The sequence below is a fragment of the Glutamicibacter arilaitensis Re117 genome (assembly GCF_000197735.1).
GTDB lineage: Bacteria > Actinomycetota > Actinomycetes > Actinomycetales > Micrococcaceae > Glutamicibacter > Glutamicibacter arilaitensis.
In genome coordinates, this window is sequence record NC_014550.1 from 250,542 (window position 1) to 275,802 (window position 25,261).

Genomic DNA, 25,261 nt, shown 5'->3' on the forward strand with positions numbered 1-25,261 from the left:
CGGGCTTAGCTGGCGAGTTCGTCGATCCAGCTCGATCGCATCCGCAAGGCTCGTTCTGTGCTGCCAAGGACGGCCCCGAATCCGATGAAAAGGTTGCCCTGGAGCGGGAGTTGCACAGGAGAAGTGAAAGTGCCTATCGAATCGGCGATGGGAGGAATCTGGGATATCGATTCAATGATCTGAGGCACCGTGATGCACAGGCCGGCGAGGACCAGTGCGGTCGAGATGATGCCGATGAATCGGCTCAGGCCCGGAAGCCTGTGATGCAGTCTGGCACGGCGCCCTTCCGCGGATGCGGGATCTGGGGCCAGCTGCAGTTCGCTGCCGCCTGCAGGCATATAGTGGCAGCGCTTGAGTCCGAAGCCGTTGGCAGCGACTTCGATGTGGCCGCCTGGGACCGGGAAGCGCGCGGGCATCTTCGAGTACGAGTGCAACGATCCATTCACATAGAGGCGGGCCCTGATCACGCCATCAGTCATGTCGCCGCCGTGGCGAACATCAACAGTGTAGGTGGATGCTGTCCCATCGGGAGAGGGCAGAGCGATAGTGCGCAAGGACCTGCTGAATATCTGCCACCAGCGCAGGCGCTTCACCGGCTCGCCGGATCCGGCACGCACGCGATGGTTCAGCCACCTTTTGAACTTCATTTTCCGTCCTCGCTTCCAGACTAGTACACCGTAATAGTCAATAATGGGATAGACTAGCACACTGTAATAGTTTTGTAACGAGAGGACGCCATGGTCAGCCAGCCTGATGCATCGAGAGAGGTGGGCACGCGTGAGAAGATCCTGATCGCTGCGGCGACGATGCTCGGCGAGAATCCAACCGCGCGCTTGAGCGTTCGGGCGGTCGCCGCTCGCGCTGAAGTGAGCACGGGTTCGCTGCGGCATTTCTTCCCCACGCAGCGTGCCCTCGTCGACACTGTCATCGCCGGAATCTACGACGTCGACATTCCCGACGATCCGATCAACGATCGGGCTCTCATGCCGGCCGAGCGCCTGACCGCATGTTTGCGGCTGCTCCTCGCGCAATTCGGTGCCGGCGATCGCGCCCGGGAGCAATGGGGATTCTTGTATGAGGCGTACGTAGCCTCCGCACCGTCCGAAGATGAGACGAGAACCTACCTGGCGCTAGAGCGGATGGGGCGTCATCGTGTGGAGCGGTGGTTGGGTGCGCTTATTGAGGAAGGCGCAATTCCCGCCGGCCAGATTGAGCAGCGGGCACGATTCCTCGCGACCGTAATCAGCGGCCTCATGACGGAGCGTGCTTTGCCTTCCGAAGCGGTACGGGTTGAAGCTGAAGCGGAAACGCTCCGTCTTGCCGTACACGCAGTGACGACCACATGGAATGCGGCCTAAGTGGCTCCAGTGCGGGAATGCCTAATCGTCCGCAAGCGGAGCTTCAACAGTGAAGGCGCATGCCTTCGAACAGCCTCTGGCAAGTATCGGAGCTTGGCAAGGCCAGGACTGCCGATTTTGATTGCAGGCTATTGACCGTTGGAATGCAGCCGAGTATTAGCCGCGCCGCGCCATGCACGCCGCCACGATGCTTTGCGGGAGCCTCGATCACATCAGCCGCCGGATCGGAGGTCAACGTGAAACCTGCTTGCCAAGAGCCTCCATCGCCGTGTCATCAGTGGGACGAGCCGGCCACGTGTACACGAGGGCGATGGCCCGGCGATCCAAAGCCGCAGCCAGCAGCAGGCCGGCCAAGAGGTCGTGGCCTGCCGGGTCGAAATAGCAGCCGGTCTCAGCACCGGGGTCATGAGAGCCAGAAGCGAAGTGCTCGGCCAGCTTGGCCGCGCGAATTTCGCCAGTGACGTACGAGAGCGTAGTCCACCACCAGGCCGGTTCTTCCAAGGCAATCGGCAGGGGTTATGCCGGATTGATGGTGGGAGATACGCGCAACCGAAGCAGCGTACGACCCGAGTCTGTCCTCCGTGATTCGCCATCTGTGCGGCCTCAGCTGACGGGAAACCGTACTAAGGAGCAAGGCGTCGGTACGGCAAAGGGCCCGGGGCGAGACTGTCTTGAATTCGACAGGAATCCCAGGCAGCTTCGCGAGTGATTTGCGTCAGGGCAAAATTCCCGGATCCATTCATGCCGCTCTCCGTGCCTGAATGCGTTCGGGCGAGTTGGCTGACATTCAACAGTCCTTTGCGCATTCCTTTTCTCCTCGGATATCACTCTGCCAAAAGGATGGATTCTGCCAGAGCAGCGTGGAAGCGATCCGGGGATTAGTTGGAGTGAGCAAATAAGGTCGGCGTTCGCCATGGTCTCCTTCGTTGGTTCGGCGATTGGCGATGGGATCGTTGATGCGTTCGCCCTTGATTTCGAGTTCCATTCGGGCCAAAGCCACCATGCCGGAGAAAAGTAATGGTTCCGATCGGCAATCTCGTGGTGGGGTCACTGCCGTCGAGGCCAGCGACCCGCAGTTCGAGGTTGTATTCGAGAACTTCTTCGGAGAGCTTGATTGTTTTCTAGTTAGAGCGTCCCGACCGAACCAAGAAAGTAATCACCGGAGTTGCATCGGCGGAGTAGCGCGTCGAGTGCTGTATCGAATTCGGGCCGTCCTACCAGCGCACCGCGCAGCTCGTGATGAATCTAGAGGTCATCGCCGCGGACTTCAGCGACGAGGAAGTCCTGGGCGTGGCGGTCGGTGCCTTAGTCTTGGCCGATCAGCGAACGGATCCGATGAGACTGGTTGTGGAATCCTTGAAAAGCGTCTCGCAACTAGTGGGGCCCGCACGATTCAACGACATTAGTTGCGAGACATAGTTGGGAGATTCCAGGACTGGTGAGTTCTCAAGGATTCTCAGGGAAATAAACGTGATATTCCATTATTTGTTGGTGTAGTCAGAAAAACTCATCGCGACGAACGTTTGAGTCGCACAAAGCTTGATCATCGACCAGCAATTCTTCGACACGCTCTCGTCCGAACACATCGACTTACTGGCACAGCATGGTCGGTCGGGTCCTAGTAGAGTTCACCGAACGCCAAACCGGATCAACGCCTATCAGTGTCACAGTCTAAACATTTTCGACCTGTGCCCAGCCGAGGTCGAGTTCATATTCCACTTCTGGCACACCCTCATAGGCCGCGCGAGAGTCAACACTGACGGCACAACCAACTTCATGTTCAGGGACGGTTGCGAACAGACAGCAAGGGCTCGATGCTCACCCCGCTGATGTTTGTTGCCATTCTGGCTGAGGTTTACCGGCTCTTCAGGATTCAGGGTGTAAACGCGATCTAAAGCCACCGGTTTCCAACAATGACCGTGCGATATAGTGCGTCAAATTCGTGAACCCCAAAGCGATACCCCGCAGGTGCTCCAACCGCCCATTGAGTGCTTCAGTAGGCCCATTGGAACTGCCAATGTGATCAAAATACGCGAGGATATCCGGTTTCCGCCTGCGCAGCGTACCACCGAGTTTCTTCAACTCCGGTAAACCCTTCGGCACTTTGGTACCGATCTCGTTGATCAGTTGTTCCATGGCCCACTTCCCGATCTCGGGCTTCTTCTGCCGGTAGGCATCAACCATCCTCTGGTAAACGCTCCAGACCAATTGCACAGGCTCGTGCTTCGCAACGTTGAACAGGTCTTCAACGCGCTGTTTCTGTTTCTCTGTGGCCAGCGATAAACCTGTAGTCAGCGTACGCCGGCACTTATACAGCGGATCATCTTTCCGGCCACGCCGCCCATATTGTTCACGCTGAACTCGTTGTCTGGCCTGGTCCAACGCCTCGGAGCCGAGCTTGACCACATGAAAAGGGTCCAAGACTTCTACGGCTTGGGGCAGTTCCTCAGCAGCAGCGCTTTTGAAGCCGGTGAACCCGTCCATCGCGACCACCTCAACATTGTTTTTCCATGCTTCACCGCGTTCAGCAAGCCAGGTCTTGAACACGGCCTTGGAACGTCCGGGAATCATGTCGAGCAATCGTGCGGTGCCAGTGCCAGCCTTCACCGGGGTGAGGTCAACAATGACCGTCACGTACTTGTCTCCACTTTTGGTATGCCGCCACACGTGCTCATCAACTCCCAACACTTTGACTCCGTTGAACCGGGTTGGGTCATCTATCAGCAGGCGCTGGCCTTCGGCCAGCACTGCTTCGTTGGCGGTATTCCAGGTGACACCGAGCCCTTCGGCAATCCGTGAGACTGACAGGTGCTGGGTGACTAGCCCGGCCAAAGCCCAGCGTAGCCCGGTCCGGCTGATTTTCTGTCGTGGCGCTACCGCTTGGCTGAGGTCTTCACGCCAGACTCGTTGGCAGTGGTTGCAGCGGTAGCGGCGGTGCTTGATCACCAGGACGGTGGGCCGCCATCCGAACGGTTCGTGGGCCAGGCGCCGGGTGACGGTATCGCGTGGATTTCCGGGCGTTCCGCACGTTTGGCACCATGGGTCAGGGTTGGTCACTTGGCAGAGGATCTCAGCTTTCTTCGGCGTGAGGCGCTGCCCGATGGCGGTGAGTCCCAGTCCGTCAAGGTTGGTGAAAGTCGTGAGATTTGCGGGGGTATAGATAGAATGGTGCACAGTCGAGGTCTCTAGAAATGGTTAGTGTGGTAACTTCCATTCTTCTGGAAGGCCTCGACTTTTTAATGCATTGACGACATGCCCGGGATCCGGGGTGTTGGGTTTAGGTGGCTACACTCTCAATTCTGAAGAGCCGGTTTACCGAGCCAGTTCTTTACAGCGTGGCTAAATGCGGGATCATCAATCTGAGAGACTTCGTTACTCCGTTCACCGACGAGTATGTGGTTTCCCAGCATCCAGGCAAAGATATCCGCGAGGCTTCTTTGCCACCCCAGAAGATTGTTCGAGGCGTTTAGTTCTATGTAGTCCTTTACTACCTGTGAGCCGGCTTCTGATGCATGCAGTTTATAGATCGCGTAGGAATCTCCTCTGCCGATTTGGAATCCAGGTTCCGGGACTACAGTTCTAACGTTCGGGTCCATGCTGGTAATCGAAGACCACAGCCCTTCCAAACGCCCCACGAGTGGCATGAATCCCGAAACCCCACGACGATCTGCAATATCGTCAAATTGTAGTGCTGTGGCATCAATGAACTCATCATTCTCCGTCACTACGATGAAGTGACCGTTGGTGCTGCCATCAGGTTGAGTGACCGGGTCGCTGCTCCCTCGGACCACAGCGGACCAGGAAACATGCAGAGTTGCCGGGACAATCACTGACTTGGTGCCATATTGTGACAGTGCCCCGTGTATCGCTGCTGAAGCCGGGACACACTGATTCGCTCTGTCGCTTGGTGCTGCTAGCAGATAGAAAGTAGCAAGCCCTGCAGATTGCATTTTGCTCGCAGGTATTTTTTGTAGCAAGCTTTCCAGCTCGCTACGGACTTGACTATTCAGCTCGACCATTTGCACCGTTCTTACCCCATTTGCGCCACGTGCGTCGGGAACACGTAGCCGCCTCTAAGTTGTATCTTTTCCGGTTGGAGAGCGTCCAACAGGTGCGCGCTCTCATCCGTGAGCGACGCACTGAAGCGCTCTGTCAGCACATCGTTCACCGCACGCAGGATAAAGCCCACGTCCTCAAACGGAGTATACACAGTGTCGAAGCGTTTAGGATTCCACGGTGTAGGAACTCTCGGGCACACGTCTCTGACTCATCGCTGAGTCCGTGGACGGCCCCTGTTTGGTTGTAGATAGACGTAAGTACGCTCTACTGATCGGCGGATAAGGTTTCATCTCAAGCTCTCGTGCCGCATCGAATATTCGCAATAGATGTTGAACCATCGGGCAATCCTAAATTGCTCGCGTTGCGTATAACTACGCTATTACAGGTTGGGTATTGGCGCCGTCAATCTAGAGTGTTCTCGTTCCTCTGGGATGTGGTTACCTATGTTCCAGTACAGGTCCGCTAAGGCCGTGTTGAGAACATGCTTGGCCTGCACTTGCGAGGTAGTAACTCGAATTTTGAGACTTGCAAGGAACTGAGCATAGCCATCTGGCAGCAGCGCATCATTTGGGGACAGAAAACTTAGTTTATCTGCCCAGATAGGTAGATCTGGATAGACGGTGTAGCCAGTAGCATCGGGGATTCGTTCGGTGTGAGCACTCTGGGTCCTCGCGAGCTCGCATCCAGAGTGTATCGGGCGTCCTCTGGCGCGGCCGGCTGTTGGCCCGGACTTCGTCCGGTCTATTTTCTGTTTTTTGCTGCTGTCCTTCGGAGTGTACGGGCCACCTCCAAACCCACAAGCCGCTCGCTGCGCTTCGGGCGTGCTCCACCAGAAATTCTCGGGGCCGCGCTCCTTCGTCGCTTCTTTCGGCCCAAGATTTTCGTGGAATGCGCACCCCTGTCGGGTTGATGGGTTTCCGGCTGGCCCCGCTTCATTTCATTTCGCGAGCAGGCAGAAAAACAACCGGGGGAGGGCTTCGGCGGGAGGCTGGCAACCTGCCCCTCTTTCCGTGAAGCGAAAGGATGCAAAAACCTACGCAGACCACGACCAAAGACAGCCGCGAAACCGTTACCGTCCCGGCAATTGTCGAGCGCGATATGTACGGCGAAGGGTATGACTGGATGGAATCGCTGGCCGGCACCGGGTGGTACGAAGTTCCAGGGTGGGGACGCGACGGATGGGACCTGGGATCCTGGCCTTACATCATCTTCGCCGCGGCGAAGACGACCGATGAAACCGGGAAGCTGTTCGGATACACCACCTACGTGGAAGGCGACGTGACCGCGCGCTGGTACCGCAGCTGCGAAGCCCGCAACCTGGCCATCAGCAAGGAAGCCTTCTGGTACTGGGCCAGCGGTCAATCGGACGGACCGGAAGCGTTGGAAGGAATGAACCCGCAAGAGTTCAAACAGATCGACGGGCTATGCGAACCATACATCCCGAACTTCGGGAACTAACCCCGCCAGGAGACATGACTGGTCAAAAGAACTAGGCCGTCCGGCAGAGCGCTCCTATTATGGACAAGGGAAGCAACAGCTAGGAAGCCTTTTTGGTTTGCTTGGTAGCAAACCAGCCGGGCAAGCTAATCAGCAGTCCCACGACGCCAACAATCGCCACCACCCAAAGAGCCGGGGCAGGCCATGAGTCCAGGTTGTTCTCATCCATGATGACCCCCATCGAATACAGGGCAATCCCGCTGCATACCAAGGCAATCAAGCTCATCCCGAGGGCCACGGACCATAGGGTTCTTCGATTTGCATCCACTGTCTGCTCCTTCGTATCTCCAGTCGATTGGCGCACTTCCAAGGAGGCTTCTGCTTCCGGAGAATTCTGAATAGTGCGTCAACCCAGAGTACTGTATCCGATGCCTTTTAGCTGGGTGCCGCAGGGGGAATCCTCGCCCAGAGAAATTTCAACTCCGTGCAGCATCGAGGGTGCGGCACCATGCTATTGCGAGATGCTGGAATGTTCTCGGGCCAAGGGAATTGAGTTTTCATATGGCAGTGCGGGCGGGATTTTTTCTTTCGTTCGTGCTCGTAGCGAATCGAACTCGATTCTCCCTGCCTGTTTTAGGGTTTGGGTCGTTTGGCTTTGCGTTGCAGTGCTGTGGTTTGCAGATTTTTCGATCTGTGATTGAACGCGTCGAGCACTTCGGGGCCATACCCACGGCATGCCGTGGGCCAATTGCGTCGACCATGGGTCGGCAGAGGTCTTGTTCTTCCTTCGGAATGCTCCGTCCAAAAGTTCAGCGTCGTTGACCAAACCGGCCATTTCCGGGGAATTGCCGCAGAAAAATGAGTGCATGCAACGCGATGTTGCATGCACTCATTTCTTGCTGTCCAACACTTCCTAGGCGAGCACCTGGCGCTTGGAAGAAATCACGCCGGTGTTGAACCCAGCCAGGCGCAGGCCGCCGTGGAAGCGGGCGTGCTCGATCTTCACGCAGCGGTCCATCACCACGTTCATGCCGGCAGCCTCGGCCCGGTGGGCAACTTCCTCATGCCATGAACCCAGCTGCAGCCACAGGGTCTTCGCGCCTACGGCCAGGGCCTCATCCAGCACGGTGGGCAGGTCGTCGTGCTTGCGGAAGACCTCGACCAGATCCGGGGTTTCCGGAAGGTCGGCCAGCGACTTGTAAACCGGCTGGCCCAGGATCTCATCCAGGACCGGGTTGATGAAGTACACCTTGTACTTGGACGAGGACAGCAGGTAGGTCGCCACGAAATAGCTCGCGCGCGATGGCTTGTTCGAGGCGCCGACAATCGCGATGGTCTTGGTTTGGCGCAGGATCTCCAGACGCTGTGCGGCTCCCGGAGCTTCCCACGTGGTTTCAGCGGCGCTCATTAGTTCGCTCCCTTCGATGCTGCAGGAATGGCGCAGGCAGCGCCGTCATAGGTCGGTGCCGCAAATTCCTCGGTGGCACCAGCGACAGCTTCTTGCGAAGCGGTTAATGCCTGGTCCAGATCCCAGAGGATGTCCTCGAGGTCTTCCAAGCCCACCGATAGGCGGATCAGATCTTCTGGCACACCGGCGGAGACCAGTTGGTCGGCGCTGAGCTGCTGGTGGGTGGTGGAGGCCGGGTGCAGCACCAAGGTGCGGGCATCGCCGATATTGGCCAGGTGGCTGGCCAGCTGCAGTGCTTCGATGAACTTGGAGCCGGCTTCGCGCCCGCCCTTCACCCCGAAGCTGAAGACCGAGCCGACGCCCATGGGCAGCAGTTCCTTGGCTTGGGCGTACTGCGGGTGGGATTCCAAACCGGCGTAGTTCACGTAGGTGACGCGCTCATCGGCTTCCAGCCAGGCGGCTACCTGCTTCGCGTTGGACAGGTGGTTGTCCATGCGCTGCGGCAAGGTTTCCAAGCCCTGCAGCAGCTGGAATGCTGACTGCGCCGGCAGCGAGGGGCCGAAGTCGCGCAGCTGTTCGCTGCGCAGCTTGGTCAGGAAGCCGTATTCACCGAAGTTGTCCCACCAGGAGACGTTGCCGTAGCTGGCTACCGGTTCGGTCATTGTGGGGAACTTGCCGTTGCCCCAGTTGAACTTGCCCGATTCGATGACCACGCCGCCCAAGGTGGTGCCGTGCCCGCCGATGAACTTAGTGGCGGAGTGGATGACGATATCCGCGCCGTGCTCGATGGGACGCAGGATGTATGGGGGAGTGAGGGTCGAGTCGACGACCAGCGGGAGATTGTGGCGGTGCGCCACCTCGGCCAGGCCCTTCAGGTCGGCGATGTCGCCCGATGGGTTGGCCACGATCTCGGTATAGACCGCCTTGGTGTTCTCCTGGATGGCCGCTTCGAAATCGGCTGGGTCATTGGAGGAAACGAAGGTGGTGTCGATGCCGAAGCGCCGCAGCGAGACATCGAGCTGGGTGATGGTGCCGCCGTAGAGCTTGGAGGACGCCACGATGTGGTCTCCGGCCTGCGCCAGCGCGGCGAAGGTAACGAATTCTGCGGCCATGCCTGAACCGGTGGCTACCGCGCCGATGCCGCCTTCCAGCGATGCCATGCGCTCTTCAAAAGCGGCCACGGTGGGGTTGCCAATGCGCGAGTAGATATTGCCGTACTTCTGCAGGGCGAAGAGGTTGGCTGCGTCGTCGGCGTCCTTGAACACGAATGAGGTGCTCTGGTAGATGGGCACTGCGCGGGCGCCGTGCTCGGCATCGGGGGTGCCGCCGGCATGCAATGCGCGGGTGCGGAATCCAAACTTGTGATCTGCCATGATGGCGTACGACTCCTTGTCGATTGGGTGTTCGCGCTCGCCGCACTGCGGGTCGCGATCGAGGCAGGAATCCCGGAATCAATGTCGCTTCCTGCCGTGGGACAACGGGTAAGCGGCTGCATCGTTTCTGGCGGTAGCACCGTTGCCACCGGATGTGGCAGGTTGCTGCGGCGTCAACGAACCAGATCTCTCAGCCGCTCGGGATGGTGTAATAATCTTCGCAACATGACCCTTCGTGACCCAACTATGAGTCGTAACGTTGCGTATTGGGGATATTTTCACAGATTATTCGACCCGCAGCGCCACCACTAAGCTGGAGCCATGGAGACTTCGTTGGCGCTGGTCCGGCACGGGCAGACAGATTGGAACCTTGCAGGACGCCTGCAAGGACGCACAGATATTCCGTTGAACGAGACCGGACGCGAGCAAGCCCGCGCGGTAGGGCGAGCGCTGGCCGGACAGGGCTGGAGCCTGATTCTGGGTTCTCCGCTGGAACGCGCGCAGGAAACTGCCACGTTGATGGCCGAGCAGCTCGGGGCTGCTACCGGCGATGCCGTCCCCGAACTCATTGAACGCGGTTTCGGGCCGTTGGAGGGCCGGATCATGGCCGAGGTGAGTGAAGAAGAGACGGCCGCCGCCAAGGACCAGCTTGAACCGCGCGCGGATATCCTGAGCAGGGCGATCCCAGCGCTATTGGAACTGGCCAAGGCGCACGCCGGGACGAAGATCATGATTGTCAGCCACGGCGCCACTATGCGCAACATCCGTGATGCCCTGGCCGGAACCAAGGAAGCGCGGGGCGTGGAAAACGGTGAAGTGCTGGATATTGACTCGCACCGATTGCAGCAGCTGGCCGATGAACTGGATCTGGTCGCACTCTAGCGCCTGGCTTTGCCACCATCCGGGGGTGCGGGAAAAATTGTGGACACCGGCTCACGGAACCGGCCCGCGGTACGTTTACAGGGTGAAGGCCCACGACGGGCTCCAACTTCCAGGAGAGCCATGCAAGCACCGTTTGAACGGATAGTCCAAGAATATGGGCTCAACGTGCTGCGGGTCTGCCGCGCCCTGCTCGATGAGCACCGCGCGCAGGATGCCTGGTCCGAGACTTTCCTCGCAGCGCTGAAGGCCTATCCGAACCTGCCCGAAGATGCCAACGTCGCGGCCTGGCTGGTGCGCATCGCACACAACAAGGCCATCGACGAGTTGCGCAAGCACAAGCCCGAAAGCCTGGTCGAAATCGATCTGGAAGGCACCTTGGACTCCGGGCCGGGGCCCGGCGCGCAACTGGAAAATCTGCAGTTGTGGCATGAGGTCAACCAGCTGCCGCCCAAGCAACGGCAAGTGATTGCCTACCGGTACCTGGGAGGCCTGAGCTACGCGGGCATCGCCGGAATCATTTCCGGCAGCGAAGCAGCCGCGCGGCGCGCTGGCGCCGACGGGATCAAGAACTTGCGAGCCCGCCTGGGAGAATCCGAACTATGGCGGGAGCAGCCATGAACAAGAGCAAAGCACAAGAACCAGGCACCGAGGATTCCGCGGTCCTTGCCTCATTGGGCCAGAAGCTCGCCGCGCAGGCACACGAGCAGGCGCTGGTGGATGTTGCCTACCGCATTGTCGACAGCCCGCTGGGAAGCCTGCTGCTGGCCAGTACGCAAAACGGCTTGGCGCGCGTCGCCTTCGAATCCGAGGACCATGACCGGATCCTGGAGCTGCTTTCCGAAAAGCTCGGTTCGCGCATCCTGCGCGATGCGAAGCGCCTGGATGCCGCAGCCCGGCAGCTCGATGAATACTTCTCCGGCCAGCGCCAAGGGTTCGAACTGGCCCTGGACCTGACGCTCTCCACCGATTTCCGCCGGCAGGTGCAGCTTCAGCTCGGGCAGATCGCCTATGGGCAAACTTGCAGCTACGCCCAGATGGCGCAGCAGATCGGCAAGCCCAAAGCCGTGCGTGCCGTTGGCTCAGCCTGCGCCACCAACCCGATTCCCATCGTGCTGCCCTGCCACCGGGTGCTGCGCACCGATGGGTCGCTGGGCGGCTACCTCGGCGGGCTTGAGGCCAAGAGCGAGCTGTTGAAACTGGAGAACCCTCACTTCGCTGAACAGGGGGCAACCTTGTTCTAGGCACGAAGACGAATCTTAAACAATGCTGGGCTGGTGCCTTCCCTGCGGAAGGCACCAGCCCAGCATCTGTTACTGCAAGCTAGCAGCTAAGCAGCGGCTACTTGCGGCGCAGCTCGAAGCGGTCCGAGTCCATGACCTTGGCCCAAGCCTGGGCGAAGTCCTTGACGAACTTCGTCTTGGCATCGTCCGAAGCGTAGACTTCGGCGACAGCGCGCAGTTCCGAGTTGGCACCGAAGACCAGGTCCACGCGGGAACCGACCCAGCGGCCGTCCTTCGAGTGGTAGGTCTGCTCGTCTTCGGAAGCGGTCCACCCGATGCCTGGCTCCAGCAGGTTCGCGAAGAAGTCGTTGGTCAACGCACCTGGGTTCTCGGTGAAGACGCCCAAGTTCGAACCGTCCCAGTTGTTGCCCAGCACGCGCAGGCCGCCGACCAGTACGGTCAGTTCTGGCGCGGACAGGCCCAACAGGTTGGCCTTGTCGATCAGCAGGTACTCGCTTGGCATCTTGATGAAGCCCGAGTCGTAGTTGCGCAGGCCGTCGGAGACTGGCTCCAACCAGGCGAACTGCTCCACGTCGGTCTGCTCCTGGGTCGCGTCAACGCGGCCCGGGGTGAATGGAACCTCGATTGGCTGGCCCGCGGCTGCAGCAGCCTGCTCGACACCGACGTTGCCGGCCAAGACCACGACGTCAGCGAAGGAAGCCTTGATCTCCGAGGTGGCGTTGAAGGTATCAACGATCTCTTCCAGCTTGGCGATGACCGGCTTGAGCTGCTCTGGCTGGTTCACGGTCCAGGAGACCTGTGGTTCCAGACGGATGCGGCCGCCGTTGGCGCCGCCGCGCTTGTCCGAGCTGCGGAACGAGGAAGCTGCCTTCCATGCGGTGGAGACCAGCTGCTGGACGGTCAGGCCCGAGTCGTTGATCAGTGCCTTCAGCGCTGCGATCTCCTGGACACCCAGGGTGACCTGCGGAGCTGCTGGCAGTGGATCCTGCCAAGCTAGGTCCTCAGCTGGGACTTCTGGACCGAAGTAGCGGGACTTCGGACCCATGTCGCGGTGGGTCAGCTTGAACCAAGCGCGGGCGTAGGCCTCGGCGAACTCGTCAGGGTTTTCCTTGAAGTTCTTCGAAATCGGGCCGTAGATCGGGTCGAAGCGCAGTGCCAGGTCACTGGTCAGCATGCGCGGTTCGCGGTGCTCCAGGGTGTCGTGGGCAGGCTGGACCAGGCCAGCGCCGCCACCATTGACCGGGCGCCACTGCTTGGCACCGGCAGCGGATTCGAACAGTTCCCACTCGTAGGCGAACAGGATGTGGAAGAACTCGTTGTCCCAGCGGGTTGGGTGGTAGGTCCAGGTAACTTCCAGACCCGAAGCGGTGTTGTTTTCCGCGTTGCCCTCGCCGTAGCCGTTCTTCCAGCCCAGGCCCTGCTCTTCAAGCGGAGCGGCTTCTGGATCTGCACCGATGCGGTCAACGTTGTTGGCGCCGTGGGTCTTGCCGAAGGTGTGGCCACCGGCAATCAGGGCTACGGTCTCGTAGTCATCCATACCCATGCGGCGGAAGGTCTCGCGCACGTCGATTGCCGAAGCCAGTGGATCCGGGTTGCCGTCCGGACCCTCTGGGTTCACGTAGATCAGGCCCATCTGGACTGCTGCCAGGGGGGCTTCCAAATCGCGTTCGCCCGAGTAGCGTTCGTTATCCAGCCAGACCTTTTCAGGACCCCAGTAAACATCGTCATCGGCTTCCCAGACGTCCTTGCGGCCACCGGCGAAACCGAAGGTCTTCAGGCCCATGTGCTCCATGGCGACGTTGCCGGCCAGGATCATGAGGTCGGCCCACGAGATGGACTGGCCGTACTTCTTCTTCACTGGCCACAGCAGGCGGCGAGCCTTGTCCAGGCCCACGTTGTCCGGCCATGCGTTCAGTGGAGCGAAGCGCTGCTGGCCTGCGCCGCCACCGCCGCGGCCGTCGTGCGAACGGTAAGTACCGGCGGAGTGCCATGCCATGCGGATGTACAGCGGACCGTAGTGGTTGAAGTCTGCTGGCCACCAGTCCTGGCGGGTGGTCATGTTCTCGATCAGGTCGGCCTTCAGGGCCTCCATGTCCAGCGCGTTGAAAGCCTCGATGTAGTCGAAGTCCTCATCCAACGGGTTTGAAACCTGCTGGTTCTTTGCAAGGATCTTCAGGTTCAGCTTGTTCGGCCACCATTCGGTGTTGGCGTTGCCCTGGGTCGGGTGAATTCGGCCCTGGCCAACTACTGGGCACTGACCTGCAGTCGTTTCAGACATGTGCTCTTCCTTCCGGTTTTCTAGTGTTTATGCGGTTTGATTCCATCGCGTACAAGCGCGCTTGCGTGCAATGGCAAAACTTGGGTGCTGGTGCTGCGTCGGCTATGCGTTCACAACCTGGCATTGTGGGCAGATGCCCCAGTAGATCACTTCGGCTTCATCGATTATGAAGCCGTGGTGATCGGAGGCATGCAGGCATGGGGCTTCGCCGACAGCGCAGTCGACATCCGCCAGATTTCCGCATTGCCGGCACACCACATGGTGGTGGTTGTCGCCGACGCGGGTTTCGTAGCGGGCGATGTGCCCCTGTGGCTGGATCTGCCGGATGACGCCCAATTTCGTGAAGAGCTTGAGCGAATCGTAGACCGCTTGGTGTGACACGTGCGGGTGATCGCCATGGACTGCCGAAATAATGGTTTCGGTGTCTGCATGGGGGTGCGCGGCGACAGCTGCGAGGACGGCAACGCGTGGTTGGGTCACTCGCATCGATGCTGCCTTGAGCACCTGTTCGATACCGGCTTCTGATGTCATATATCCAGCATGCCCGCTTATTTTGAATCAGTCAAGATAACTTCGGATGTATTTCAGATTGCTTCGACGTAAAACGGGAAAAATCATCTTTTTGCCGCTCAGCAGTAAGTATGCAGATTGTGGAATATTTTCAAACGCGCTTGATCTGCGCGCTCATGGTGCACATGGAGCGTATTTCTACCACGAAATTCCAGATGCGAATGCGAATTTGAGGGAGAGAAATTGTGGCCCATGCCGAGGTTAATTCAGGCTGATTAGGGCATTATTCGCCACTGCGCGAGCAACTTCACAGAAACCAAATCCAGCGCGGAATCATCAGCCTCAAACGGTGTATTGAACGTCGAAACCCGCGGAAAGTCAAAGTTTCAGTTTGACCCGAGGTGATTAGTCGACCATGCTGGACTGGGCATAATTAGGCGTTTATCGCGCGAATTTGGCATTTAAATTCAGTTCCTCTGAAACGTAATTCATGAGGCATCCAAACTGGATAGCTGTTTCATTCAGCCCGCCGCGGCGTGAGAATTACACGCGCAAAACTGACACCAGAAGAGCAACTCGCAATCAATCACACTGCATGGCAATCGCTTCCTTGAGAAACGGTTTCTCGCCAGGTTCCGGGCCGACCTCCGATCCGGAATCTCACCAGTGAAGGAAGAACGCAATGAAGCAGACGGATCAATCGTTTGAAGACCTCGTCGGCCAGCTGCACACAGCTCGGCAACGGCGACCTAAGAAATATTCGCTTTCCGGAACGGACTACTGGGTATTCGGCATTGCCGGCGCTTTGGCGCTGGCATTCATTATCTGGGGTCATTCATTATCTGGGGTTTCATCACCCCGGCCGGTCTGGGCACTGTCTCGACCGCCGCCCTTGACTGGGTCATCACCAATACCGGCTGGCTGTTTGTCATCGCAGCCTCGGTATTCGCTGTTTTCGCTATTGTCGTTGCCGCGAAGAACTTCGGCCGCATCCCGCTGGGCAAGGATGACGAGAAGCCGAAGTTCAGCACTATTTCATGGATCTCGATGATGTTCGCGACCGGCATGGGCATCGGCCTGGTCTTCTATGGGGTTGGCGAACCGCTCTACTTCTACATGTCGCCTCCGCCAGGCACTGTGGAGGGCTCCACGGATGCTGCGCTGAGCACCGCCATGGGCACCACCCTCTTCCACTGGACCCTGTTCCCGTGGGCGATGTACGCCATCGTCGGCTTGGGCATGGCTTATGGAAGCTTCCGCCTGGGCCGCCCGCAGCTCTTCTCCGCCATGTTCACCCCGATCTTCGGTGAACGTGCAGTCCACGGCTGGGGCGGACGAATCATCAACGTCCTGGCAATCATCGCCACCCTCTTCGGCTCGGCCTGCTCGTTGGGCCTTGGCGCACTGCAGATCGGCGGTGGCATCCAAGCCACCGGCATGATGGAAAAGGTAGGCTCCGGCGTACTGGTAGTCATCATTGCGATCCTGACTGCAATGTTCGTTGCTTCGGCAGTGTCCGGCATTGAACGCGGCATCCAGTGGCTGTCCAATACCAATATGGTGCTGGCCTTGATCCTGGCGCTGATCGTTTTCATCGGCGGTCCAACCTTGTTCATCTTGAACGACATCCCGAACGCCGTGGGCGCCTTCATTGGCGATCTGCCGGAAATGGCCTCGCGCACCGCAGCCTCCGGTGACGGCGCGATGTCCGACTGGCTCTCGTCGTGGACCGTGTTCTACTGGGCTTGGTGGATCTCTTGGAGCCCATTCGTGGGTCTGTTCATTGCCCGTATTTCGCGTGGCCGCACCATCCGCCAGTTCGTCACCGGCGTGCTGCTGGTGCCGTCCACCGTGACCTTGATCTGGTTCGCCATCTTCGGTGGCGGCGCAATTGGCATCCAGGAACGCGCAGAGCGTGCCGGGGAAACCGGCCAGAAGCTGGCCAATATGGTCGACGGCGCACCGGATATCAACTTCGACCTGGTGCTCTTCGACCTGCTGGGCAGCTTGCCGGTTGCCAACTGGGTGGCCGTCTTACTGATGGTTGTCACTGTGCTGCTGATCGCGATCTTCTTCGTGACCGGTGCGGACTCGGCATCGATCGTGATGGGCGCGCTCAGTGAACGAGGCGCTGAAAATCCTTCGAAGAAGTCCGTGATCTTCTGGGGCGTGGCAACCGGTGCTGTTGCAGCAGTCATGCTCTTGGCTGGCGGGGACCACCCGGCAGAGGCCTTGAACGGCCTGAAGAACATCACCATCGTCTCGGCATTGCCGTTCGTGATCGTGATGCTGCTGCTCTGCGTGGCGATCTGGAAGGATTTGAGCAAGGATCCTCTGATCCTTCGCGGAAAGGTCGCCCGCGAGGTTCTGGAGCACTCCGTGGTCCAAGGCGTCGAGCGCCATGAGGGCAGCGGGTTCAGCCTGTTGACCACTGAAATCCCGATGGTCGTCGCCGATGAGAAGTCGGGCGAAGCAAAGATCTTCGCCACCGAAGCCACCGTCGATCCGGCCTCCGGCAGCAAGCCGGACGCAGCTGATGGCGACAGCAAGGCAACCGAGCCCAAGAACTCCTAGCCGTTAACGCAATGAGGGACTCTGCCTGAAGGCAGAGTCCCTCATTGCGTCAACCCGTGTAAAGGCTAGTCGCGTGCTCGGCAGACCTCGTTGATCTGCGGGATGCACGGCTCATTCTGCAAGCTCGTGGTGTCCCCGAGCTTAGAGCCTTCGAACAGCTGGGTGAGCAGACGGCGCATGATCTTGCCCGAGCGGGTCTTGGGCACGTCCGGGACCAGCACGACCTCGCGCGGCTTGGCGATCGGTCCGATCTGCGTTGCCACGGTGGAGCGCAACTGCGCAATGAATTCGGCCTGGCGTGCCCCGAGCTGCTCATCTGGGTGCTCGCAGATCAAGCTGGCATCCAGCGGCACCACGAAAGCGGTGGCCGCGTGGCCGGTCTTGGCATCGGCGGTCGGGCAGACGCCGGCCTCGATCACGCCGGGATGGGTGACCAGTGCCGACTCGATTTCAATGGTGGACAGGCGGTGGCCGGAAATGTTGATCACGTCATCGGTGCGGCCCAGGATGTAGATGTCCCCGTCTTCATCGAAGCGGGCCCCGTCACCAGCCAGGAACCAGCCCTGCTGCACGTACTGTTCCCAGTAGCTGGTGTAGTAGCGCTGCGGATTGCCCCAGACGGTACGCGCCATCGACGGTCCGGTCTGGGTGATAACGATATTTCCCTGCTGGTTCGGTGCCACGCTGCGGCCCTCGGCATCGACAATGTCCACTGAAATTCCGGGCAGCGCCCGTGCGGCGCATCCTGGCTTGAAGTGGTCATCGGTGGGCAGCGGGGAGAGGATGGTTGCACCGGACTCGGATTGCCACCAGGTATCGACCATCGGCAGGCCCGCGGCGCTGTCCCGGCCGATCTGCTCGCGGAACCACTTCCAGGCTTCCGGATTCACCGCTTCGCCCACGGTGCCGCCGATCTTGATCGAAGACAGGTCGTACTTGGCCGGCAGGCCCTCGGGGAACCAGCCCATCAGCGAACGGACCAGGGTCGGTGCGGTGTAGTAGCTGGTGACCTTGTAGCGTTCGATGACTTCGAAGTGCCGGCCCGGATGCGGTGCGTTGGGCACGCCCTCGTAGATCACCTGGGTGACGCCGTTGGCCAGCGGCCCGTAGATCTCGTAGGTGTGCGCAGTGACCCAGGCCAGGTCCGCGGTGCACCAGTGCACGTCATCGGCCCGCTGGGATTCATCCGGGTTGGCGAACAGCAGGTTGTAGCTGGCGGCCGCCTGGGTCAGGTAACCACCGGTGGTGTGCACCAGGCCTTTTGGTTGGCCCGTAGTACCCGAGGTGTACATGATGAACAACGGGGTTTCCGAATCAAAAGCCTGCGCCTGATGCTGCGTGGATTGGGTGTCCACGACATCGTGCCACCACACATCGCGGCCTTCGGTCCACGGAATTTCATCGCCGGTGCGGCGGATGACCAGCACCTTTTCGATTTCATTCTCACCGGCAACCGCGGCGTCGGCATTGTCCTTGACCGGGACGGAGGTTCCGCGGCGGAACTGGCCATCGGTGGTGACCAGTACCTTGGCCTTGGTGTCTTCCACACGGAACTTCAGCGCCTCGGCCGAGAACCCGCCGAAGACCAGCGAGTGGATGGCGCCGATGCGGGCGCAGGCCAGGGTGATGACAATGGTTTCGATGAGCACCGGCAGGTAGATCACTACTCGGTCGCCCTTGACCACGCCCAGGGATTCCAAGGCGTTGGCGGCCTGCGAGATGCGTTCTTGCAGGTTCTTGTAGGTCACAGCCACGCGGTCGCCGGGCTCGCCTTCGAAGTACAGGGCTACCTTGTCGCCGTGGCCGGCGGCCACGTGGCGGTCCGCGCAGTTCACCGCGGCGTTCAGCTTTCCGCCCAGGTACCAGGAGATTTGCGGACCGCGTTGGGCTGCTGGATCTGCCGGGAGGATCTGGCTGGTGGTGTGCCAGGGGGTATCCCAGTCAAGGAGGTTTGCCGCTTCGTCCCAGAATTCCTGGCGGGCTGCCTCGGATGCGGCTGCTGAGGTGTGTGCCAATTCGGTGGTCATTGCAAAGTTTCCTTGGGTTGGGTGCGGAAGGTTGTGTGATTTCGGCCGATGCTGCAGGTGGCTTTTAGGTCCAGCGCTTGATGGCCCAGCGTTCAGCCACGGAGAGCAGGGCATCGGTGATCTTGCCGAAGATAGCCAGCAGGACGATGGTCATGATCAGGCGATCCAAGCGGCCATTGTTCTGCGAATCGGTGAGCAAGAAGCCCAGGCCCATGGAGGCGCCGAGAAGTTCGGCGGCTACGAGGAAGAGCCACGCTTGGGCCAATGCCAGGCGCAGTCCGGAGAATATGGCCGGAACCACTGCTGGAAGCTGCACGGTGCGCAGCAGCTTCAGGCCCTTGAGGCCGAAGGAACGGGCGGCTTCAACGAGCTGGGCATCGACATGGCGCAAGGCCAAAGCGACGGTGGTGAAGACCGGGAAGAACGCGCCGATGATCACCAGAGTGACCTTCGAGTCTTCTCCGTATTTCATCCACAAAACCAGCAGCGGGACCCACGCTAGGGAAGGGACCGCGCGCAGCGCACTGATGCTCAGGCCCAAGAATGCGTCGGCCAGCTTGGACAAGCCGACCAGGGCGCCGAAGGCCAGGCCCAGCAGCGAGCCGAAGAAGAAACCGAGCAGGACGCGCTGGGTCGAGATACCGATATGCGGGCCGAGCTCGCCATCTTGGAAAAGCTCAACGGCTGCAGCCGCAACAGAGCCGGGCGTAGGCAGGGTCCACGGGGCAACGATTTCGGTGACGGTCACGTATTGCCACACGGCCAGTGTGAGAATCGGAAGAACCGATGCGAGCAACCACTTCGGTGCGCGCAAGATGGTGGCCGCGATTTCTGATTTCTGTCTGCCCGCGGGCTGGGCCTTGCGGGTTTGAGGCACGGTTGGAGTACTCATCGCTGATTATTCTCCGGAAATCTTTGTTGCATCGGCCTGGGTGGCGAACTGGTCATCGACCAGGGTCGCCAGAGCTTCATCGACCGATTCCTGCTTGGAGACATCGCCGCTGGCTACCAGGGTCGGGCCGATGTTGAGCAGCACGCTGGTGTACTTTTCGCTAGGTGCTGCCGGAACATCGAGGTTGGAGCGTTCTTCGATCACCGTGGTGGCAACCTCAGGCCCCAGGCCGGCCACGTCTGCGAGGATCTCGGCGGTCTCTTCAGGGTTCTCGGTAGCCCAGGCACGCGCCTTTTCGTAGGAGTCGACCACCAGCTGCGCCAGTTCCGGGCTTTCTTCGATGAAGTCTTCGCGGGCATTCAGCGCACCGTAGGTGTTGAAATCAAGGTTGCGGTATACCAGCGAGGCGCCGTCTTCTTCGGCGGCGGCCATGATCGGATCCAAGCCGCTCCAAGCATCAACCGAACCATTGGCCAATGCGGTACGCCCGTCGGCATGCTGCAGGTTCTGCAGCTTGATGTCGTCTTCGCTGAGCCCGGCTTCTTCCAAGCTCTGCAGCAGGAAGAAGTACGGGTCGGTGCCCTTGGTGGCTGCGACGGTCTTGCCCTTCAGATCCTTCACGGAGCTGATCTTCGAATCCTTGCCGATCACCAGCGCGGCCCATTCAGGCTGCGAGTACAACGCGATGGTCTTGATCGGCGAACCGTTGGAGCGGGCCAGCAATGCGGCCGAACCTGCGGTGGAGCCCACGTCGATTGCGTCAGCTCGCAGCGCTTCGTTGGCCTTGTTGGAACCAGCGGACTGGATCCATTCAACGCTGACGCCGGATTCCTTAGCAGCTTCGTCCAGCCAGCCCTTCTCCTTGAGCACCAGGCTCAGTGGATTGTAGGTAGCGAAATCGATGGACAGCGTCTTGTCCGCGTTGGCGGCCGTAGCGTTTTCGCCGGCGCAACCGGCAAGCGCCGAGGTGCCAAGCAGCAGGGCGGCGGCGGACAATGCGGTACGGCGGGTGAAGCGGTTCGAAAGCATAGAAAATCCTAATAATGTGCGTGCAAGTGAGGTGGAAACTAGCCACTTGGGATGAAAACTCCAAGGCGCCGTGAGGCGCATGGGGCTAGTGATTGGTGGGATCGACGCCCAGCAGGCGCAACAGATGTGCGCGGTGTGCGGCAAACTGGCTGTCGGTGTGCCGACGCGGTTGAGCGGCGTGCAAGGACAGGTCCTCGATGACGCTTGCGGCGCCGGTGGTGCCGGCGCGGCCCAGGACAATGACCCGATCAGCGAGCGTCAAGGCTTCATCCACATCGTGGGTCACCATCAAAACGGTGGTGGGGAACGACTTGTGGATGGACAGCAGCAGGTCTTGCATCTTCAAGCGGGTCAGTGCGTCCAGTGCGCCGAAGGGTTCGTCTAGGAGCAGCACTCCTGGGCGGCGGGCCAATGCGCGGGCCAGCGATACCCGCTGGGCCATGCCGCCGGAAATTTCCCGTGGGCGCAGGTGCGCTGCGTGGCTCAATCCGGTGAGCTCGATCAGTTCATCGATGAGCGTCTCGCCGGCGGACTTTTCAGTGCCTGGTGCCAGCCCGAGGGCAATGTTTTCGCGAACCGATCGCCATGGCAGCAATCGCGGTTCTTGGAAAGCGACGGCGCACAGATCGTTGATGCCGTTCACATCGTGGTTGCCCGTGCGGATGGAACCGGTCGACGGGTGGTCCAGGCCGGATACCGAACGCAGCAGGGTGGACTTGCCGCAGCCGCTGGCACCGAGGATCGCGACGACCTGGCCCGCGGTTATCTGCAAGTTGATAGCCGCTAGTACGGTGCGGCTTTCCTTCTTGGTAGTAAAGGTGCGTGAGACGTCGGTGAAGCTGACATCCAATGCACCAGAAGAGGCGGCGCTTGTCCCCGTTGGGGGCGCTGCGTAAGTAAGAGCCATGATTCATCTCCATCGTTCCTGGCGGTAGCACCGGCCTGCGGAGGGTAGTCCGTAGGTGGTTGCTGCGGCGTCGTAGAGCCAGATCTCTCGGCCGCTCGGGATGGTTACTCATCCATTACAGGCATTCGAACGAATTGAACGCAAATCTTGCGTAACATGAAAAATATTCGATAACTACGTCACATGTGGAGGATATTTCGTTATTTATTTCATTAGATGCGTGTTTGGGCGACATTCGCCAATTCTGTGCAAGTCATCTTCGGTCTCACCGGCAATAGGTCGCGCAAGTGCCGTCCAACCCCGTGCGCATCGCGAGACGAAATGTGACTTCGGGGCTTGGAATCGCACGATTGTTACGGCTACAAATGGATACGACCCATCCAGAGCGGCTGAGAGATCTGGCTCGAAGACGCCGCAGCAACCACCCCAAGCGCGGGACGGTGCTACCGCCAGGACCGATGGAAAGAATTGAGAATTTTGATGCCTATTGGCCATTCGCCCAATGCCGACGGACTGGACTTCAACCAGCTCAGTGATCCTTCGCAGGCCACCGCGCTGGAACTGGACAATTTCGAAGAACAGCTTCCGACAAGGCAATTGCTGAAAATTACGCCGGGACCTAGCGCGGATGAGCAGTACGACCGGCTCGCTGGAATTTTCCGTCCGGTGTTCTCCCAGATCGCTGCGAACGCCAAAGACCGCGACCTGAACCGGGTGCTTCCCTTCGAACAGGTGGGATTGCTCAATCGCGAACGCTTCGGCGCGCTGCGACTTCCTGTGGCAGACGGAGGCTACGGGGCCCGGCTGTCAGATGTATTCCGTTTGCTCATCGAGCTGTCCGAGGCGGACTCCCACGTCGGACAGCTGTGGCGTGCGCACATCGCCTTCGTGGAAAACGTGTTGGCGCTGGATGACGAGGCGCTGCGCACGAAATGGATCGCGCGCATTGCCGCCGGCCAGATCATCGGCAACGCCTATACCGAACGCGGGGGCAATGCCCTGGGCACCTTGAACACCGCAGCCAGCCTCGTGGATGGCCGCTGGGTCGTCGACGGCGAGAAGTACTACTGCACGGGCACCATCTTTGCCGACTGGACCACCGTTGCCGTGTCCCACCCGGAACTGGCCGGACGCCAGATTGCGGTAGTCTCCACCCAGCGAAGCGGCGTGAAGATCCTTGATGACTGGGATGGCTTCGGCCAGGGGCTGACCGGAACCGGGACCACCGAGTTCCGCCAGGTCCCGGTGGATTGCTTCATGCCGCAGCAGACCAATGACTCCGAAGCTGCCATCTTCCAGCTGGTTCTCATGGCGGTGCAGGCGGGCATCGCCCGCGCGGCACTGAACGACCTGCGCCGTGCGGTGCAGTCGCGAACCCGCATCTTCACCACCGGTACCGGTGTCCCTGTTTACCAGGAACCCCAGGTGCTGCAGCTGGTGGGCGAAGTATCAGCGGAATCCTTCGCTGCTGACTCCGTAGTCATCGGAGCGGTGCTTGAAGTCGAAGCGGCTCTGGGCGATCCGGGGTTGAACGATGAAGAGCGCTATGCGGTCTGCGAGCTTGCCGCCAACCGCGCGCAAACCGTGGTCCAGCCGTTGGCTATCGGAGTGACCAGCAAGATTTTCGACGGGCTTGGAGCTTCGTCGACCAGAAGCGGCTGCAATCTGGACCGGCACTGGCGCAACGCGCGGACCATTGCCACGCATAACCCGGCGATCTACAAGGCACGCATCGTCGGGGACTACGAGATCAACGGGGTCCAGCCGCAGCGCCTGTCAGTTACCGGCGAAGACTCGACCCATCGGGCCTAGGGCCTGGCACAGACCAGCAACAATTCACTTAACCGATTTACGGGGGCACAACAATGAGCGAGAACAAGCGCGAGATCCTATTCAACGCATTCGATATGAACTGCGTGGTCCACCAGTCACCGGGCTTGTGGCGCCACCCGGATGACAAGGCATCGACCTACAACACCCTGGGCTACTGGACCCACCTGGCCAAGGTGCTGGAAAAGGGCAAGTTCCACGGGCTGTTCCTGGCAGATGTGCTGGGTACCTACGACGTCTACAAGGGCACCAATGTGACCCCGCTGAGCTCCGGCGCCCAGGCACCGGTCAACGACCCGATGATGCTGGTCTCGGCTATGGCCGCCGTGACCGAGAATCTGGGCTTCGGCGTCACTGCCGGCACCGCCTATGAGCACCCGTACGCCTTCGCCCGCCGCCTGGCCACCTTGGACCACCTGACCAATGGACGGGTGGGCTGGAACGTGGTTACCGGCTACCTGCCATCGGCCGCCCGCAACATGGGCCAGGAAGACCAGATGGAGCACGACGAGCGCTACAACCACGCCGATGAGTACCTCGAAGTGGTCTACAAGCTGCTCGAAGGCTCGTGGGAAGACGACGCGGTGCAAAACGACAAGGAAACCGGGATCTACACCGACCCGGGCAAGGTGCACCCGATCAACCACGAAGGCAAGTACTTCAAGGTTCCGGGCATCGCCATCACCGAGCCTTCCACCCAGCGCACCCCGGTGATCTACCAGGCCGGCGCTTCCAAGCGCGGCACCGAATTCGCGGCGTCGAACGCCGAGGCGATCTTCGTGAATTGCCCTACCCGCGACCTGCTCAAGGAAGCGGTTGCCAAGATCCGCGACGCCGCTGAGGCCGCGGGCCGTGGCCGCTACGACATCAAGGTCTTCGCCATGCAGACCATCATCACCGGCGAAACTTCCGAACTTGCCCAGGCGAAATTCGAAGACTACGCCTCCTACGTGGATATCGAAGGTTCGCTGGCACTGCTTTCGGGCTGGACCGGCATCGACATGTCCGTCTACGGGCCAGACGATGTCATCGGTGACGACGTGAAGTCCAACGCCATCCAGTCCTCGGTGGAAACCTTCAAGAAGGCCAGTGGCGATACCGGAAAGCCATGGACCATCCGCCAGCTGGCCGAATGGATCGGCGTCGGCGGATTCGGTCCGGTCTCCGTGGGCTCGGGCGCCGAGGTAGCCGAAAAGCTCATCGACTGGGTGGAGCACACCGACGTTGACGGCTTCAACCTGGCCTATGCCGTCACCCCGGGCACCTTCGAGGACGTCGTGGAGTACGTGGTTCCCGAACTACAGGCCCGCGGGGTCTACAAGACCGACTACGCCGAGGGCTCGCTGCGCAACAAGCTGTTCGGCGAGGGCGATCGCGTGAAGGACACGCACCGCGCCGCGAAGTACAAGGTGGCCAACCGCTTGGCTCCTCAGGCGTAGAAACCTAGCCAAAGAGC

22 protein-coding genes and 3 riboswitches are annotated in these 25,261 nt (G+C 60.0%); of the genes, 8 read left to right on the forward strand and 14 right to left on the reverse strand.

Going from position 1 to position 25,261, the window contains the following annotated elements; genetic code table 11:
- Positions 1-5: 5 nt before the first annotated feature.
- Positions 6-647: a hypothetical protein gene (locus tag AARI_RS01585; RefSeq protein ID WP_013347628.1), complete on the reverse strand. Its 642-nt coding sequence runs from the start codon at positions 645-647 to the stop codon at positions 6-8.
- A 90-nt stretch (positions 648-737) separates the two neighbouring features.
- On the opposite strand from AARI_RS01585, the gene AARI_RS01590 reads away from it, so the two are divergent.
- On the forward strand, positions 738-1,358 hold the full coding sequence (locus AARI_RS01590; RefSeq protein ID WP_013347629.1) for a TetR/AcrR family transcriptional regulator: 621 nt from the start codon (positions 738-740) through the stop codon (positions 1,356-1,358).
- A gap of 231 nt (positions 1,359-1,589) precedes the next feature.
- Here the strand turns inward: AARI_RS01590 and AARI_RS01595 are convergent, their stop codons facing one another.
- The 4 genes from AARI_RS01595 to AARI_RS01615 form a co-directional block, all read right to left on the reverse strand.
- Entirely contained in the window at positions 1,590-1,859 is a 270-nt protein-coding gene (locus tag AARI_RS01595) for a hypothetical protein (protein WP_041648296.1), read from the reverse strand.
- A gap of 286 nt (positions 1,860-2,145) precedes the next feature.
- Positions 2,146-2,343, reverse strand: a complete 198-nt coding sequence (locus AARI_RS19520) for a hypothetical protein (protein ID WP_146041009.1) — start codon at positions 2,341-2,343, stop codon at positions 2,146-2,148.
- Positions 2,344-3,224: 881 nt separating this feature from the next.
- Positions 3,225-4,532: an ISL3-like element ISAar23 family transposase gene (locus AARI_RS01610; RefSeq protein WP_013347623.1), complete on the reverse strand. Its 1,308-nt coding sequence runs from the start codon at positions 4,530-4,532 to the stop codon at positions 3,225-3,227.
- A gap of 119 nt (positions 4,533-4,651) precedes the next feature.
- The gene (locus AARI_RS01615) at positions 4,652-5,377 is read right to left on the reverse strand and encodes a hypothetical protein (protein ID WP_041648300.1); all 726 of its coding nucleotides are present in this window, start codon (positions 5,375-5,377) and stop codon (positions 4,652-4,654) included.
- Between the two features lie 1,063 nt (positions 5,378-6,440).
- Here AARI_RS01615 and AARI_RS01625 point away from each other — a divergent pair.
- Entirely contained in the window at positions 6,441-6,875 is a 435-nt protein-coding gene (locus AARI_RS01625) for a hypothetical protein (protein WP_013347632.1), read from the forward strand.
- A gap of 79 nt (positions 6,876-6,954) precedes the next feature.
- Here AARI_RS01625 and AARI_RS01630 read toward each other — a convergent pair whose 3' ends face one another.
- The 3 genes from AARI_RS01630 to AARI_RS01640 form a co-directional block, all read right to left on the reverse strand.
- Positions 6,955-7,182 (reverse strand): hypothetical protein, encoded by a 228-nt coding sequence (locus tag AARI_RS01630; RefSeq protein ID WP_013347633.1) that lies wholly within the window; start codon positions 7,180-7,182, stop codon positions 6,955-6,957.
- A 585-nt stretch (positions 7,183-7,767) separates the two neighbouring features.
- The gene (locus AARI_RS01635) at positions 7,768-8,262 is read right to left on the reverse strand and encodes a CoA-binding protein (RefSeq protein ID WP_013347634.1); all 495 of its coding nucleotides are present in this window, start codon (positions 8,260-8,262) and stop codon (positions 7,768-7,770) included.
- Positions 8,262-9,635, reverse strand: coding sequence for an O-acetylhomoserine aminocarboxypropyltransferase/cysteine synthase family protein (locus tag AARI_RS01640; RefSeq protein WP_013347635.1), 1,374 nt, complete (start codon positions 9,633-9,635; stop codon positions 8,262-8,264). Before AARI_RS01640 ends, AARI_RS01635 begins: the two co-directional genes overlap by 1 nt.
- A 115-nt stretch (positions 9,636-9,750) precedes the next feature.
- Positions 9,751-9,845, reverse strand: a riboswitch (SAM riboswitch).
- Between the two features lie 111 nt (positions 9,846-9,956).
- Between AARI_RS01640 and AARI_RS01645 the strand changes: the two genes are divergently transcribed.
- From AARI_RS01645 to AARI_RS01655, 3 genes are all read left to right on the forward strand, one after another.
- On the forward strand, positions 9,957-10,517 hold the full coding sequence (locus tag AARI_RS01645; RefSeq protein ID WP_013347636.1) for a histidine phosphatase family protein: 561 nt from the start codon (positions 9,957-9,959) through the stop codon (positions 10,515-10,517).
- Positions 10,518-10,637: 120 nt separating this feature from the next.
- Positions 10,638-11,135, forward strand: a complete 498-nt coding sequence (locus tag AARI_RS01650; RefSeq protein ID WP_013347637.1) for an RNA polymerase sigma factor — start codon at positions 10,638-10,640, stop codon at positions 11,133-11,135.
- Complete coding sequence (locus AARI_RS01655; protein ID WP_013347638.1) at positions 11,132-11,758, forward strand: methylated-DNA--[protein]-cysteine S-methyltransferase; 627 nt, start codon at positions 11,132-11,134, stop codon at positions 11,756-11,758. The genes AARI_RS01650 and AARI_RS01655 overlap by 4 nt, the downstream gene beginning before the upstream one ends.
- Positions 11,759-11,855: 97 nt before the next feature.
- Here AARI_RS01655 and katG read toward each other — a convergent pair whose 3' ends face one another.
- On the reverse strand, positions 11,856-14,036 hold the full coding sequence (gene katG, locus AARI_RS01660) for a catalase/peroxidase HPI (protein ID WP_013347639.1): 2,181 nt from the start codon (positions 14,034-14,036) through the stop codon (positions 11,856-11,858).
- A 102-nt stretch (positions 14,037-14,138) separates the two neighbouring features.
- On the reverse strand, positions 14,139-14,567 hold the full coding sequence (locus AARI_RS01665; protein WP_013347640.1) for a Fur family transcriptional regulator: 429 nt from the start codon (positions 14,565-14,567) through the stop codon (positions 14,139-14,141).
- 846 nt (positions 14,568-15,413) lie between these two features.
- Between AARI_RS01665 and AARI_RS01675 the strand changes: the two genes are divergently transcribed.
- The gene (locus AARI_RS01675; protein ID WP_407637061.1) at positions 15,414-17,120 is read left to right on the forward strand and encodes a BCCT family transporter; all 1,707 of its coding nucleotides are present in this window, start codon (positions 15,414-15,416) and stop codon (positions 17,118-17,120) included.
- A 65-nt stretch (positions 17,121-17,185) separates the two neighbouring features.
- Here the strand turns inward: AARI_RS01675 and acs are convergent, their stop codons facing one another.
- From acs to AARI_RS01695, 4 genes are all read right to left on the reverse strand, one after another.
- The gene (gene acs, locus AARI_RS01680; RefSeq protein WP_081461068.1) at positions 17,186-19,261 is read right to left on the reverse strand and encodes an acetate--CoA ligase; all 2,076 of its coding nucleotides are present in this window, start codon (positions 19,259-19,261) and stop codon (positions 17,186-17,188) included.
- On the reverse strand, positions 19,212-20,039 hold the full coding sequence (locus AARI_RS01685) for an ABC transporter permease (RefSeq protein ID WP_013347643.1): 828 nt from the start codon (positions 20,037-20,039) through the stop codon (positions 19,212-19,214). Before AARI_RS01685 ends, acs begins: the two co-directional genes overlap by 50 nt.
- A gap of 6 nt (positions 20,040-20,045) precedes the next feature.
- The gene (locus AARI_RS01690; protein ID WP_013347644.1) at positions 20,046-21,068 is read right to left on the reverse strand and encodes an aliphatic sulfonate ABC transporter substrate-binding protein; all 1,023 of its coding nucleotides are present in this window, start codon (positions 21,066-21,068) and stop codon (positions 20,046-20,048) included.
- An 85-nt stretch (positions 21,069-21,153) separates the two neighbouring features.
- Positions 21,154-21,975, reverse strand: a complete 822-nt coding sequence (locus tag AARI_RS01695) for an ABC transporter ATP-binding protein (protein WP_013347645.1) — start codon at positions 21,973-21,975, stop codon at positions 21,154-21,156.
- Between the two features lie 6 nt (positions 21,976-21,981).
- A riboswitch (SAM riboswitch) is annotated at positions 21,982-22,082 on the reverse strand.
- Positions 22,083-22,348: 266 nt separating this feature from the next.
- A riboswitch (SAM riboswitch) is annotated at positions 22,349-22,440 on the forward strand.
- A 15-nt stretch (positions 22,441-22,455) separates the two neighbouring features.
- Between AARI_RS01695 and AARI_RS01700 the strand changes: the two genes are divergently transcribed.
- Positions 22,456-23,787, forward strand: coding sequence for an acyl-CoA dehydrogenase family protein (locus AARI_RS01700; RefSeq protein ID WP_013347646.1), 1,332 nt, complete (start codon positions 22,456-22,458; stop codon positions 23,785-23,787).
- 53 nt (positions 23,788-23,840) lie between these two features.
- The gene (locus AARI_RS01705; RefSeq protein WP_013347647.1) at positions 23,841-25,244 is read left to right on the forward strand and encodes an LLM class flavin-dependent oxidoreductase; all 1,404 of its coding nucleotides are present in this window, start codon (positions 23,841-23,843) and stop codon (positions 25,242-25,244) included.
- The last annotated feature ends 17 nt before the right edge of the window (positions 25,245-25,261 follow it).